The sequence below is a fragment of the Tabrizicola aquatica genome, from assembly GCF_002900975.1.
GTDB lineage: Bacteria > Pseudomonadota > Alphaproteobacteria > Rhodobacterales > Rhodobacteraceae > Tabrizicola > Tabrizicola aquatica.
Genome location: NZ_PJON01000003.1, coordinates 268,721 through 281,101, shown reverse-complemented (window position 1 = coordinate 281,101; position 12,381 = coordinate 268,721). Strand labels below are relative to the sequence as shown.

The following is a 12,381-nucleotide window of genomic DNA, read 5'->3' as shown; positions in this document are numbered from 1 at the left end:
CCTGCCCGCCTTCTACCTTACTCTGTCCGGCGGCAGAAGCCCCGGTCGAACGCCGCGCCCCAGGTCCAGTCGGATGCATTCAGCGCGTCGAAGCCGACCGGCTCCAGCTGTCGCGTCACCCCATCCTCGGTCGAGGTCATGTTCCACAGATCGACCTCGCACTCCGACGTGAAAGGCTCGCCGCCGGGATTGTAGAACTTCGACCGATGATAATAGCCGACCACCGTATACTGGTTGTCGAGGAACTGCAGCTGCGTGACTGACCGCCCCTCGGCATCCTCGTCGGCGAACTCCACCACGACCTGCAGGATGCTGCCATCCGGGGTTTCCAGCACCTCCAGCTCCTGCCGGGTGGCAAAGGCCGACAGCTCGAACGCCGCGTTGTCGAACTCCGGCTCTCCGGTTGCAGAGGGCACGCCATCCAGCGCCCCGCCCCAGATCGCCAGCCGCAGCTTGTCCTCATTCTGGCTCAGCCGGGCCAGGAAGTAGAACCCCTGGTTCGACGACCCCGCCCAGTTGCCGCTGGCCTCCGAGATCACCGTCTGGGCCTGCACCGGCAGGGCCAGGGCTAGCGAAAGCATCAAGGTGGCAAGGCGCATTGGGGTCTCCGAAATTGCTCGCCGGACCATGACCCGCTTCCCCGCAAAGCGAAAGGGCGGGAAAACCCGACGCTACCCGGCCAGCCGCACCGCAAGTTCGCGCTGCCGTTCCAGCACGCGCGGCAGGTCTACCGTCACCATCTGCCCGTCCAGCACCACCTGCCGGCCCTCGACGATCAGATCGCGCACCCGGGTGGGGCCGCACAGGACCAGCGCCGCGACCGGGTCCCAACTGCCCGCCGCCTCGATCCCGCGCAGATCCCAGACGCAGAGGTCGGCCCGCTTGCCCGGCGTCACCGCCCCCAGGTCATCCCGCCCCAGCACCTGCGCACCGCCCAGGGTCGCGATCTCCAGCACCTCGCGCGCCGCCATGGCATCCGCCCCCCGCGCCACCCGCTGCAACAACAGCGCCATCCGCGCCTCGGCCACCAGATTGCCCGCGTCATTCGAGGCCGAGCCATCCACCCCCAGCCCGACCTTTACCCCCGCGTCCCGCATGAAGCGAACCGGGGCGATGCCCGACCCGAGTCTACAATTCGAACATGGACAATGCGCAACTCCTGTCCCCGACCGGGCAAAAAGTTCAATTTCCGAACCTTCCAGCTTCACGCAATGGGCATGCCAAACGTCAGAGCCGGTCCAGCCCAGATCCTCGGCGCACTGGCCGGGGCGGCAGCCGAACCGGGCCAGCGAATAGGCCACATCCTCGTCATTCTCGGCCAGATGGGTGTGCAGCATCACCCCCTTGTCCCGCGCCAGGAGCGCCGCATCCCGCATCAGCTCACGACTGACCGAGAAGGGCGAGCAGGGCGCCAGCCCGACTCGCACCATCGCGCCGGGCTTCGGATCATGAAAGGCATCGACCACCCGGATCATGTCCTCCAGAATCGCGGCTTCCTTCTCGACCAGGCTGTCCGGCGGCAGCCCCCCGGCGCTTTCGCCGATGCTCATCGCGCCGCGCGTCGGATGAAACCGCAGCCCAACCTCGCCTGCCGCCGCGATCGTGTCATCCAGCCGCGCGCCGTTGGGATAAAGGTACAGGTGGTCCGAGGTCATCGTGCAGCCCGACAGCGCCAGTTCCGCCAGCCCGACCTGGGCCGAGGTAAACATCTCCTCGGGTCCGAACTTTGCCCAGATCGGATACAGCGTCTTGAGCCACCCAAACAGAAGCGCATCCTGTCCCCCCGGCACCGCGCGGGTCAGGGTCTGGTAAAGATGGTGGTGCGTGTTGACGAGGCCCGGCGTCACCACGCAGCCGGTGGCGTCGATCACCTCGGCCTCGCAGGCCGCAAGGCCGGTTCCGACAGCCAGGATCACCCCGTCGCGGATGTAGACGTCGCCCTGGGCGATTTCGGCCCGGCGGGCGTTCATCGTCACCACCACATCGGCGTTGCGGATCAGGATATCGGACATGGGTGCACCTTCATGCACCCTTCGGCCTGGCACCATGCCCAAGGGCCGTGCGTCAGAAGGGAGAAGGACACGCGCGGCATCCGTTAGTTAGCGCATCGGTTCTCAGCGGCAAGTGTTCAGAAGGGGCGCCAAAATCCTTCGAAGGATTTTGCAAAACTTTTCGAAAAGTTTTGTCCCCGGCGTCAGCCGTTAAGCAAGGCCATGGCCTCGGCATGCAGTTCCCGATTGGCGGCGGCCAGGATCTGCCCGCCCTGCAGCGCCGGACGGCCCTGCCAGTCGGTGACCACACCCCCCGCCGCCTCGATCACCGCGATGGGGGCCTGAACGTCATAGGCCTGCAACCCCGCCTCGATCACCAGGTCGATCTGCCCGGCCGCGACCAGCGCATAGGCGTAGCAATCGGTGCCATAGCGCACCAGCTTTGCGCCCTGGGCCACACGGCGGAAGGCCGCAGCCTCGTCGGGCGTGCCAACTTCGGGGAAGGTCGAAAACAGGATCGCTTGGGATAAAGGCCGGTGCGCGCGCACGGCCAGCGGTGCCTCACCCATCGGACCGACGACCCGCGCCCGGCCCAGACCGCCCTCGAACCGCTCACGGATATAGGGTTGGTCGATGATGCCATACAGCACACCCTCGGCATCGCGGACCGAGATCAGCACCCCCCAGGTCGGCGTGCCCGACAGGTAGCCGCGCGTCCCGTCAATCGGGTCCAGCACCCAGGTCAGGCCCGAGGTTCCCGCAGCCGCGCCGTACTCCTCGCCCAGGATCGCATCCTGCGGGCGGCGGCGGGCCAGAACGGCGCGCATCCGCTCTTCGGACAGTCGGTCGGCCGCCGTCACCGGGTCGAAACGATGGGTTTCCTTGGTGTCGGCGGCAAGGTCGCGGCTGCGGAAATGCGACAGCGTCGCGACGCGGGCCACATCGGCCAGTTCATGCGCGCAGGCGACCAGATCCTCGGCCAGTTCCGGTGTCACGCGCATCCTGCCCCTCCATCGTCCCCAGGCCGAAGGGGCCTGCCCCGCGGGCGCTAAAGGCTCGCGGGGCCGAGGTCAAGTTCAGGCTGCTTCGGACAACACGCGCGCCAGATCAAACAGGCGCCGACGCTGGGCTTCCGGGATGGCATAGTACGACCGCACCAGTTCCAGCGCCTCTTTGTCGGCCATCATGTCGCCCTGGGCCTGCGTGGCCCCGGCCTGACCATCCGCCAGCCCTTCAAAGAAGAACGAGATCGACACGCCCAATGCATCCGCAACGTCCCACAAACGCGAGGCACTGACGCGGTTCATCCCGGTCTCGTACTTCTGGATCTGCTGGAACTTGATGCCCACCTTGTCGGCGAGTTGCTGCTGCGTCATGCCAACCATCCAACGGCGGTGGCGGATACGCTTGCCGACATGGGCGTCTACGGGATGTTTCATTCTCTACTCCAGATTACAGGTCTGTCCCCTCACAGGACTATAAGCAATTTTCATGCCAAACTTTGCCGGAACGGATGAATACCAATAAAAATCCTGTCGGGGCGAAAAACCTGTCCTTTTGGACAAGGTCAATTATACAGATGGCCAAGACACGGCGAAGTTGTCCCCAGCTGCACCCTCTGCGCGCCCGAGGGAAGGGGAACTCGCCTTAAACGGGAATCTCGTTTTGCGTTGCATTTTGCATTGAATTGATCGACTTGTCGCAAAATGCAACTTTCGGGCGGCGCGATGCCGCGGTTTACTGTTCACGATGCTGAAAAGAATATATCCCGGAAGCACGAAGAAAGATTCTTGCGGGGACAATCGGATGCAAGCTTGGCAGATTCCAGCCCTCGGACAGGCGGCAGAGCGTGTCACGCTGCCCGACCCGATTCCCGCAGAAGGCGAGGTTCTGGTCAGGGTCATGGCGGCCGGGCTCAACTTTGCCGACCTGCTGATGGCGCAGGGCAAATATCAGGTCCGGGTGGCCCCGCCTTTCGTTCCGGGCATGGAATTCGCGGGCATCGTCCTGGCGCTGGGACCCGGCGCAACCGGGCCGGTGCCGGGAACGCGGGTTCTGGGCACCTGCACCGCAGGCGCGCTGGGAGAGTTGCTGACCCACCCCGCTGCGGGTCTGACCACGCTGCCCGATGCGCTTGGCTTTGAAGAAGCCGCGGGATTCCCGATCGCCTACGGCACCTCGCACCTCGCCCTGACCCATGTCGCCCGCCTGAAACCGGGCGAGACCCTGTTCGTCACGGGTGCTGCCGGGGGCGTGGGCCTGACCGCAGTCGAGATCGGCAAGCGACTGGGTGCCCGCGTCATCGCCTCGGCCCGGGGGGCGGACCGCCTGGCCGTGGCCGCCGCCGCCGGGGCGGACGTGCTGATCGACAGCGAGGCCGAGGGACTGAAGGACCGTTTGCGCGCCGAGGGTGGCCTGGACGTGGTCTATGACGCCGTGGGTGGCCCGGCCTTCGACGCCGCCCTGCGCGCCTGCCGGCCCGAGGGGCGGCTTCTCGCGATCGGTTTCGCGTCAGGCGAGGTGCCGCAGATCCCGGCCAACCTTCTGCTGGTCAAGAACCTTACCGTCTCGGGCTTCTGGTATGGCGGCTTTCAGGCCCATGCCCCGGCCCTGACCGCCGCCAGCCTGGCCGAACTGCTGCGTTGGCGCGCCGAGGGCAACTTGCGCCCCCACATCAGCCAGGTCCTGCCCTTCGACGCCTTCCCCGACGGGTTGGAGCTTCTGCGCGCCCGAAAGTCCACCGGAAAGGTGGTGATCCGGGTTCAGCAGCCGTAAGCGCAGCGCAACTCGGACATCAGCAGGTCCACCGCCTCGTCGTTCCGCCGGCCCGCGCGGTACAGCGCCAGCTTCATCTCGCCCAGGGGCGGCAACTGGTTGTCGCCGTTGATCGGCTCGACCCCTTCCGGGATGCTGCCCGCCATCCGGACCGAGATTGCCAGGTCCGCCGCCACCGTCGCCTCGACCGCCTGCTCGCTTTCGCCGCCGGTCGCCATCTCCCACGGGATGCCGGCCGCATCCAGCGCCACCTGCGCGGTCGGGCGGAAGATGCAGCTGTCCTTGAAGCCCAACCGAAGCGGCCGCCGCTGCCAGGCATTGCCCCCCGGCGCGCCGATCCAGACCAGCGGGCGCGCAGACAGCACCTCGGCCCCCGGATCGGGATGCTCTTCGGTGGTCAGGACCACGTCGAAATCGCCGCGCGCGAACTCTTCCTTCATCAGCACGGTGAAGGACGACACCAGGTTGATCTGCACCATCGGATAGGCCTGGGCCATGCGCCGCAGGATGCCGGGAATCGCCGGATAAACCACATCATGCGGCACGCCCAGCCGGATCGGCCCACAACATGCGGTGTTCGAGAAGCGCGACAGCACCTCATCGTTCAAGGCCAGCATCCGGCGGCCATAGGACAGAAGCTGCTCCCCCTCGGGCGACAGCGCCAGCTTGCGCGCGGCCCGCAGGAACAGCGTCAGTCCCAGCGACTCTTCCAGCCGCTTGATCTGCATGGAAACCGCGGATTGCGTCAGGTTCAGGTAGTTGGCCGCCCGCGTCACACCACCGACATCGGCGACGGTGACAAAGGACCGGACGGCGGCGAGATCCAGATTGCGGGGCATATCACAGTTCCTGATGGGTTTCGTCACAATCATTCGTTTGAGAAATATGTCACAGAGGCGCATGTTCATCAACAGAAATGAACGGCCAACCGGCCACCATCACGGAAAAGGATCATCGCCATGCCCGTCCGTACCTTCGCCGCCACCCGCCTGCCCCGCCGCCCGCGCCTTCTGGCCGCCCTGGCCGCGATGCTGGAAACCCGCCGCACCCGCAAGGCGCTGGGTCGGCTTGACCCGCATCTGCGGCGCGACATCGGCCTGACCGACCACGAGGCCCGGGCCGAAGCCAGCCGTCCCTTCTGGGACGCTCCGACGCACTGGAAGCGCTAACATATTCTTCTCGCGCGCGCGTAGAGGTTCTTGAAATCGCATGCGCCTGCCCCGATATTTCGACGACGAGGTCGCGCCGGTTCCCCCGGCGTTGCCCTTAGGGACAACATCGGAGGCTTCAATGGCTCAATACGACACGATCCGCAGCGTAGGCGTCGGCGCCAGCGCCCGGATCGACGAAGGGCTTCGCGCCCACATGAACAAGGTCTACGGGCTGATGTCCGTGGCGATGCTGGTGACGTTCGGCGTGGCCTGGGCGGTCGGCACTTCGGATGCGCTGCTGTCGATCTTCCGCACGCCGACGGGCGGCATGACGATCCTCGGCTGGGTGGCGATGTTCGCACCTCTGGCCATGGTCTTTGCCTTCGGCGCGCTGATCAACCGGCTGTCGGCGGCTGCGGCGCAGCTGTTCTTCTACGTCTTTGCCGCCGCAATGGGCCTGTCGATCGCCTGGATCTTCAAGGCGTTCACCGGCGTCTCGGTTGCGCAGACCTTCCTGGTGACGTCGATCGCCTTCGCCGGCCTGTCGCTCTATGGCTATGTCACCAAGCGTGACCTGTCGGGCATGGGCACGTTCCTGATGATGGGTCTGATCGGCCTGATCGTTGCCTCGATCGTGAACATCTTCCTGGGCTCGGGCGCCCTGGCCTTCGCGATCTCGGTCATCGGTCTGCTGATCTTCGCGGGCCTGACCGCCTTTGACACCCAGCGCATCAAGACCGACTACATCGCGCATGCGCAGTCGATGGACCAGGAATGGCTTGGCAAGTCCGCGATCATGGGCGCGCTGAACCTGTACCTGAACTTCATCAACATGTTCATGTTCCTGCTGCAATTCCTGGGCAACCGCGAATAACGCGCAGTCCGACGACACACAGGCGGGGGCCGGTCGCAAGACCGGCCCTTTTCGTTTCAGATCACCGCGCCGAAGAAATGGCCGACCGCCCAGGTCACCGCCATCGCCACCGCGCCCCAGAAAGTCACCCGCGCCACGGCGCGCGGCAGGCTGGCACCGCCGGCCTTCGCCCCCACCGCCCCAAGCAGCGCCAGACAGATCAGCGACAGGCCGGTGACCCACAGCGCGATCTGCGCCTCGGGCGCCAGGGCTGCCGCCGCCAAAGGCAGGGCCGCCCCCACAGCAAAGGTCAGGGCCGAGGCCCCTGCGGCCACCAGCGGCTGCGCCTCGTTATGCCCGAAGATCCCCAACTCGTCCCGCACATGGGCCGCCAACGGGTCCTTGGCGTGCAGCGCCTCGGCCACCTGGCGGGCAAGGTCGGGCGGCAGACCCCGGTCCTCGTATATTCCGGCCAGGGCGCGCAGTTCCTCGGCCGGGTCGGCGGCAATCTCGGCCCGCTCGCGCGCCACATCGGCCGCCTCGGTATCCGACTGCGACGAGACGCTGACATATTCCCCCGCCGCCATCGACAGCGCGCCGGCCGCCAACCCGGCCGCGCCGGCCAGCAGCACCTCGGCCCGGCCCGAGGCTGCGGCAACCCCCACGATCAACGAGGCGGTCGAGACGATCCCGTCGTTCGCGCCCAGCACCGCCGCCCGCAGCCAACCGACCCGCGCGACATAGTGTTCTTCCCGGTGATTGCGTTCCATGACGATCTCCTGACCTGACCGGCAAGTCTGTGTCCCCCGGGAGTGGGGGCGTCAAGCGGCGGGGCGGAGAGTTCCGTCAGCGCCGGCTTACCGGCAAAGGAAAAGGGCCGCGTCCCTTCGGACACGGCCCCATGATCCAGCGGATCGGCGCGATCTTACTTGATCTTGCCTTCCTTGTATTCCACATGCTCCCGCTTCACGGGATCGTACTTCTTGACGACCATCTTTTCGGTCATCGTGCGGGCGTTCTTCTTGGTCACGTAGAAGTGGCCGGTGCCCGCCGTCGAGTTCAGGCGGATCTTGATGGTGGCGGGCTTTGCCATGGTCGTTTCCTCTGCATCGGGGAATCCGTATCCCCCGGTGAAATCCTTGAAGCCCGCCTTTTATCCGTCTTAGGGGCAGAGTCAACCGCTATCGGCGCGCTTATTGCCACATCGCGGCGCGCAACTCCCATGGGGTGACCTTGCCGTCCTTGTCGGCGTCGGCGGCGTCGTACTGCGCTTTCTCGGCGGCCAGGAATTCGGCCATCGTGACCTTGCCATCCCCGTCGCCATCGCGCGTAGCAAACCGCGCCGCGTGGCGCTCCTGCATGGCGGGCATCATGCCCCAGGGGCTTATCATGCCCATGCGCCCCGCGCCAAATTCGGTGGCCTCCAGCGTGCCGTCGGCATTGGCATCCATCAGCGCGAACATCGCCTCGGCATGGGCCGCCGCCTCCTCGGCCGAGATGTCGCCGCTCTGGTCGGCATCAATCCCGCCCATCATCATCCCGCGTCCCATGCCCGAGCCCTGGCCCTGACCCCAGCCCTGGCCCATGCCCCAGCCCTGGCCCATGCCATAGCCCTGGCCCATGCCCTGGCCCGGCGCCATGCCCTGGCCCCAGCCGGGCCCCATGTCCCAGCCCCAACCCTGGCCCCACCCAGGCATCATGCCCCAGCCCGGCTGTCCCTGAGCCAGCAACGGGCTCGCCGCACCAAACCCGACCATCGCAAGAATACCGATTGCCTTGAACATCACAGCCTCCTGTCCATACCGGGGCGGGTGCGCCCCGACAGTCAGCAGGCGCCTGAACGCGCCGCTCTGCCTTGTTCCAGGTCAAGCGGCACGGGATCGTGATAATTGCGCGGAGAGCCTGTAAGCCGGATTCTGTCCACCCCGGACCGTGACCCGGGGCTGGATGACCATTCCTCTGCCAACCGCGTTACCGCGGCGGTCAAGCTGCCAACCCGGGCCTCTCGGGCGTTGGCGTCCCTGCGGCGGTATCCCGTTTCCAGGACCAGCCCCGCGCGAGGCCCCTATTTGGCATTGCTCCGGGTGGGGCTTGCCGTGCCGGTCCTGTTGCCAGTCCCGCGGTGGGCTTTTACCCCACCGTTTCACCTTTACCACGCTTTGCCGAAGGCGAACCTTGCGGGTCGTGGAAGTCTCTTCTCTGTGGCGCTTTCCCTGGGGTTACCCCCGCCGGGCATTACCCGGCACCCTTGCCAACGGGAGTCCGGACTTTCCTCGAACCCCGGATCAAGTCCGGGGCCCGCGGTCATCCAGCCCTCCGCGCGAGGTTGAGTTAGGCGTCCCCCGCCCCGCCGTCAACCGCAATCCGTCGCAGGCCCGCCGCCAGCGCCCGGTCGGTATCGTCCAGCGGCCCGCAGGCCCAGGGACGGAAGCGCAGCCGAAAGGCGGTCAACAGGGTCTCGGGCGCACTGTCGGGATAGCCGAAAGCTGCAAGGTCGGCCAGAAAACCCGCCATCCCGTCCGAAACGCCTTCGCCCCCCCGCGCGGCAGAGGGGTCGGGGATCGCCGACAGATCCGGCCAGACCGCCAGCCCCTGCGCCGCCAGCCGCCGCCAGTCAAAGCGCGGCCCGGGATCGGACTTGCGGTCGGGGGTCATGTCGCTGTGGCCGATCACCGCCCGCGCGGTCAGCCCATGCCGATCCAGCACGTCGCGCAACAGCCCTTCCAGCGCCTGCATCTGCGGTTCGGCAAAGGGTTCGGCCCCGGAATTCACCAGTTCGATCCCGAGAGAGCGCGAGTTCACGTCCCCCGCGCCGCCCCAGCTGCCCGCGCCGGCGTGCCAGGCCCGCGCGCCCTCGTCCACCAGGGACAGCACCGAGCCATCCCGGTCGATCAGGTAATGCGCCGAAACCTCGGCCACAGGATCGCACAACCGCTCCCGCGCCCCGGCGCAGTCAAGGACCGTGTAGTGCAGGACAACCAGGTCAACCCGCTGGCCACGCCGGTCCCCGAAATTCGGCGACGGATGCGGGCGGATCACCGTCTGGCGGCCTTACTGCAGCGCGGTGCGGAATGGGCGCGGGTCCCAGGAACAGGCGAAACCGTCGCCATCCGGGTCCACGCCCATCCGGTCACGCTCGGGCCCGCCTTTGCTCAGGAATTCCTGCTGCGCCAGATCGGGCGAGGCAAAGCGCGCGCATGCCGCGTTCGGGTCGCGCATCCCCAGGCCGCCACGCTTGTACATCTGGACGCCTGGCGCATGGTTGGTGGCCAGGGCAAATTCCACGATATTCGGGCCGGTATCGCCGGGCCGCTGTGGCAGATCGCCCGGCTGGACCACGACATATTCCGCCCGGTTGCGGGCGATGCGTTCGGCGTCGGATTCGATCGTCTCGCGCGCGGCGACGGCGTTGAAATCCTGCTCGTCCGAGATGCCGGTATTGCCCGCGACTTCCCCGGATTCCTCCTGAATTCCGGCCGGCGCGCCGCCACGCGGGCGGCTATCGGTCAGCAGGCCCGGCGTGGCCGGGGCTGGCGCCGGCGCTGCGGCAGGTGCGGTGACGCCGGAAGCCCGGTCAATCGCGGCCGCCGCGGCGGCGGGGTCGAAGCCCCCGGCGGGGGACGTCCCGGCCGGCGGCAGCACCACCGCTGCCGGAGCAGGGGCCGGCTGCGCGCCACGGATGTAGCTGTCGTAATCCTGAAACCCCACTCCAGAACCTGACGGGCTGGAGGTGGACGGCGTACAGGCACTCAGCAGCAGGGCCGCAAGGACGGCGCCAGCGGCGGGAACGGGGAAGGAACGGCTCATCACTGCCCTCAGAGCAAGGTTTCGCCGCGCATTACCACCATTTCTCGGCCTTGGCCACAAAGCCCGCACGGCTTTCCAACACATGTGCGTAATTCAGCAACTCTGCCTCATCCCAGGGTCGGCCGATCAGTTGCAGACCCAGCGGCAAGCCTTGCGCATCCAGCCCCACCGGAACCGCCACGCCCGGCAGGCCCGCGAGGTTCACCGTCACGGTAAAGACGTCGTTCAGATACATCTTCACCGGGTCGGCATCCGCCATTTCGCCCAAGCCAAACGCCGCCGAGGGCGTGGCCGGGGTCAGGATCGCATCGACGCCATCGGCGAACACCTGCTCGAAGTCGCGCTTGATCAGCGCCCGCACCTTCCGCGCGCGGTTGTAATAGGCGTCGTAGAACCCGGCCGACAGCACATAGGTCCCGACCATGATCCGGCGCTGGACTTCCGGGCCAAAGCCCTCGGCCCGGGTTTTCTCATACATCTCAGTGATGCCGTCCCCGGCGCTCAGCTTCGCGCGGTGCCCGTAGCGCACCCCGTCATAGCGGGCGAGGTTCGACGACGCCTCGGCCGGCGCGATCACGTAATAGGCCGGCAGCGCGTATTTGGTGTGCGGCAGGCTGATGTCCCGCACCTCCGCGCCTGCGTCCTTCAGCATCGCAATGCCGTTCTGCCAAAGCGCCTCGATCTCGGCGGGCATACCGTCCATCCGGTATTCCTTGGGAATCCCGATGACCTTGCCCCGGATATCCCCGGTCAGCGCCGCCTCGAAATCCGGCACCGGGATGTCGGCTGACGTGGAATCCTTGTCATCATGCCCGCTCATCGCCTGCAGCATGATCGCCGCATCGCGCACCGTCTTGGTCATCGGCCCCGCCTGATCCAGCGACGAGGCAAACGCCACCACGCCCCAGCGGCTGACGCGCCCATAGGTCGGCTTGATCCCGACGATCCCGGTGAACGCCGCCGGCTGCCGGATCGACCCGCCGGTATCCGTCCCCGTCGCCCCAAGGCACAGGTCCGCCGCCACCGCTGCCGCCGACCCGCCCGAGGACCCGCCCGGCGTCAGCATCCGGTCATCGACGCGCCAAGGGTTCACCGCATTGCCATAGGCCGAGGTCTCGTTCGACGACCCCATCGCGAATTCGTCCATGTTCAGCTTGCCCAGCATGACCGCGCCCGCGTCGAAGAGCTTGGACGTGACGGTGGATTCGTACTCCGGCTTGAACCCCTTCAGGATGTTCGACGCGGCCTGAGAAGGCACCCCCTTGGTGCAAAAAAGATCCTTGATCCCCAGGGGAATACCGCACATCGCCGGGGCGTCACCCGCCTTCAGTCGCCGATCCGCATCCCGCGCCTGCTCCAGCGCAAGCTCCGGCGTCTTGTGGACAAAGGCGTTCAGCGTATCGCCCGCGTCGATCGCCGTCAGGCAGGACATGGTCAGATCGACCGCCGAAATCTCGCCCTTCCGCAGCGCATCACGCGCCGTCGCGATGGTCCATGTATTCGCGCTCATTCCACCACCTTCGGCACCGCAAAGAACCCCTCGCGCGCATCCGGCGCGTTCTTCAACACCTGGGCCTGGATGTTGCCATCCTTGACCTCGTCCTTCCGGCGCTTCAGTCGCATCGGCGTGACGGAAGTCATCGGCTCCACCCCGGTCACATCGACCTCGTTCAACTGCTCCATGAAGCCCAGGATGCCGGACAACTGCCCCGCCAGTTTCGGCAGGTCCGCTTCCTCGACCCGGATCCGGGCCAGCTTTGCCACCTTGCGGGCGGTATCGATGTCGATTGCCATGGGGCACTCC

15 protein-coding genes and 1 other RNA gene are annotated in these 12,381 nt (G+C 66.7%); 3 read left to right on the top strand and 13 right to left on the bottom strand.

Translation table 11 applies throughout. The features are described from left to right. Positions 1–17: 17 nt before the first annotated feature. The 4 genes from CXR42_RS13220 to CXR42_RS13205 all read right to left on the bottom strand — a co-directional run bounded on the left by CXR42_RS13220 (position 18) and on the right by CXR42_RS13205 (position 3,430). Positions 18–599, bottom strand: a complete 582-nt coding sequence (locus tag CXR42_RS13220) for a hypothetical protein (protein WP_103258018.1) — start codon at positions 597–599, stop codon at positions 18–20. A 72-nt stretch (positions 600–671) separates the two neighbouring features. Beyond that, a complete protein-coding gene (locus tag CXR42_RS13215; RefSeq protein ID WP_103258017.1) occupies positions 672–2,012 on the bottom strand; it encodes an 8-oxoguanine deaminase in 1,341 nt (446 codons plus the stop codon). Between the two features lie 182 nt (positions 2,013–2,194). Further along, positions 2,195–2,992, bottom strand: coding sequence for a histidinol-phosphatase (hisN, locus tag CXR42_RS13210; protein WP_103258016.1), 798 nt, complete (start codon positions 2,990–2,992; stop codon positions 2,195–2,197). Positions 2,993–3,067: 75 nt separating this feature from the next. After that, a complete protein-coding gene (locus tag CXR42_RS13205; protein ID WP_103258015.1) occupies positions 3,068–3,430 on the bottom strand; it encodes a helix-turn-helix domain-containing protein in 363 nt (120 codons plus the stop codon). A 367-nt stretch (positions 3,431–3,797) separates the two neighbouring features. Here CXR42_RS13205 and CXR42_RS13200 point away from each other — a divergent pair, with 367 nt between their 5' ends. Continuing rightward, positions 3,798–4,766 (top strand): NADPH:quinone oxidoreductase family protein, encoded by a 969-nt coding sequence (locus tag CXR42_RS13200; protein ID WP_103258014.1) that lies wholly within the window; start codon positions 3,798–3,800, stop codon positions 4,764–4,766. Here CXR42_RS13200 and CXR42_RS13195 read toward each other — a convergent pair. Continuing rightward, positions 4,754–5,605: a LysR family transcriptional regulator gene (locus tag CXR42_RS13195; protein WP_180996058.1), complete on the bottom strand. Its 852-nt coding sequence runs from the start codon at positions 5,603–5,605 to the stop codon at positions 4,754–4,756. The two genes, CXR42_RS13200 and CXR42_RS13195, sit on opposite strands and share 13 nt — an antisense overlap. A gap of 120 nt (positions 5,606–5,725) precedes the next feature. Between CXR42_RS13195 and CXR42_RS13190 the strand changes: the two genes are divergently transcribed. Then, complete coding sequence (locus CXR42_RS13190; protein ID WP_103258012.1) at positions 5,726–5,935, top strand: DUF1127 domain-containing protein; 210 nt, start codon at positions 5,726–5,728, stop codon at positions 5,933–5,935. A gap of 121 nt (positions 5,936–6,056) precedes the next feature. Beyond that, complete coding sequence (locus tag CXR42_RS13185; RefSeq protein WP_103258011.1) at positions 6,057–6,791, top strand: Bax inhibitor-1/YccA family protein; 735 nt, start codon at positions 6,057–6,059, stop codon at positions 6,789–6,791. 56 nt (positions 6,792–6,847) lie between these two features. On the opposite strand, the gene CXR42_RS13180 is transcribed toward CXR42_RS13185, so the two are convergent. The 8 genes from CXR42_RS13180 to gatC all read right to left on the bottom strand — a co-directional run bounded on the left by CXR42_RS13180 (position 6,848) and on the right by gatC (position 12,371). Next, complete coding sequence (locus CXR42_RS13180) at positions 6,848–7,540, bottom strand: VIT1/CCC1 transporter family protein (RefSeq protein WP_103258010.1); 693 nt, start codon at positions 7,538–7,540, stop codon at positions 6,848–6,850. 155 nt (positions 7,541–7,695) lie between these two features. Beyond that, complete coding sequence (gene rpmG / locus CXR42_RS13175; RefSeq protein ID WP_008027883.1) at positions 7,696–7,863, bottom strand: 50S ribosomal protein L33; 168 nt, start codon at positions 7,861–7,863, stop codon at positions 7,696–7,698. Between the two features lie 100 nt (positions 7,864–7,963). Further along, positions 7,964–8,554 (bottom strand): EF-hand domain-containing protein, encoded by a 591-nt coding sequence (locus CXR42_RS19375; protein WP_146038071.1) that lies wholly within the window; start codon positions 8,552–8,554, stop codon positions 7,964–7,966. 105 nt (positions 8,555–8,659) lie between these two features. After that, positions 8,660–9,090: RNase P RNA component class A (rnpB, locus tag CXR42_RS13160), an RNA gene on the bottom strand. 11 nt (positions 9,091–9,101) lie between these two features. After that, positions 9,102–9,809 (bottom strand): N-acetylmuramoyl-L-alanine amidase, encoded by a 708-nt coding sequence (locus CXR42_RS13155; protein ID WP_245875443.1) that lies wholly within the window; start codon positions 9,807–9,809, stop codon positions 9,102–9,104. A 12-nt stretch (positions 9,810–9,821) separates the two neighbouring features. Continuing rightward, on the bottom strand, positions 9,822–10,577 hold the full coding sequence (locus CXR42_RS13150; protein WP_103258008.1) for a hypothetical protein: 756 nt from the start codon (positions 10,575–10,577) through the stop codon (positions 9,822–9,824). A 31-nt stretch (positions 10,578–10,608) separates the two neighbouring features. Beyond that, on the bottom strand, positions 10,609–12,087 hold the full coding sequence (gatA, locus tag CXR42_RS13145; RefSeq protein WP_103258007.1) for an Asp-tRNA(Asn)/Glu-tRNA(Gln) amidotransferase subunit GatA: 1,479 nt from the start codon (positions 12,085–12,087) through the stop codon (positions 10,609–10,611). Further along, positions 12,084–12,371: an Asp-tRNA(Asn)/Glu-tRNA(Gln) amidotransferase subunit GatC gene (gatC, locus tag CXR42_RS13140; protein ID WP_103258006.1), complete on the bottom strand. Its 288-nt coding sequence runs from the start codon at positions 12,369–12,371 to the stop codon at positions 12,084–12,086. Before gatC ends, gatA begins: the two co-directional genes overlap by 4 nt. Between the last annotated feature and the right edge of the window lie 10 nt (positions 12,372–12,381).

Excerpts from the sequence above, each read along its gene's own strand:
- CXR42_RS13220 (WP_103258018.1), bottom strand. The coding sequence starts at position 599 with ATGCGCCTTGCCACCTTGATGCTTTCGCTAGCCCTGGCCCTGCCGGTG.
- CXR42_RS13215 (WP_103258017.1), bottom strand. The coding sequence starts at position 2,012 with ATGTCCGATATCCTGATCCGCAACGCCGATGTGGTGGTGACGATGAAC.
- hisN (WP_103258016.1), bottom strand. The coding sequence starts at position 2,992 with ATGCGCGTGACACCGGAACTGGCCGAGGATCTGGTCGCCTGCGCGCAT.
- CXR42_RS13205 (WP_103258015.1), bottom strand. The coding sequence starts at position 3,430 with ATGAAACATCCCGTAGACGCCCATGTCGGCAAGCGTATCCGCCACCGC.
- CXR42_RS13200 (WP_103258014.1), top strand. The coding sequence starts at position 3,798 with ATGCAAGCTTGGCAGATTCCAGCCCTCGGACAGGCGGCAGAGCGTGTC.
- CXR42_RS13195 (WP_180996058.1), bottom strand. The coding sequence starts at position 5,605 with ATGCCCCGCAATCTGGATCTCGCCGCCGTCCGGTCCTTTGTCACCGTC.
- CXR42_RS13190 (WP_103258012.1), top strand. The coding sequence starts at position 5,726 with ATGCCCGTCCGTACCTTCGCCGCCACCCGCCTGCCCCGCCGCCCGCGC.
- CXR42_RS13185 (WP_103258011.1), top strand. The coding sequence starts at position 6,057 with ATGGCTCAATACGACACGATCCGCAGCGTAGGCGTCGGCGCCAGCGCC.
- CXR42_RS13180 (WP_103258010.1), bottom strand. The coding sequence starts at position 7,540 with ATGGAACGCAATCACCGGGAAGAACACTATGTCGCGCGGGTCGGTTGG.
- rpmG (WP_008027883.1), bottom strand. The coding sequence starts at position 7,863 with ATGGCAAAGCCCGCCACCATCAAGATCCGCCTGAACTCGACGGCGGGC.
- CXR42_RS19375 (WP_146038071.1), bottom strand. The coding sequence starts at position 8,554 with ATGTTCAAGGCAATCGGTATTCTTGCGATGGTCGGGTTTGGTGCGGCG.
- CXR42_RS13150 (WP_103258008.1), bottom strand. The coding sequence starts at position 10,577 with ATGAGCCGTTCCTTCCCCGTTCCCGCCGCTGGCGCCGTCCTTGCGGCC.
- gatA (WP_103258007.1), bottom strand. The coding sequence starts at position 12,087 with ATGAGCGCGAATACATGGACCATCGCGACGGCGCGTGATGCGCTGCGG.
- gatC (WP_103258006.1), bottom strand. The coding sequence starts at position 12,371 with ATGGCAATCGACATCGATACCGCCCGCAAGGTGGCAAAGCTGGCCCGG.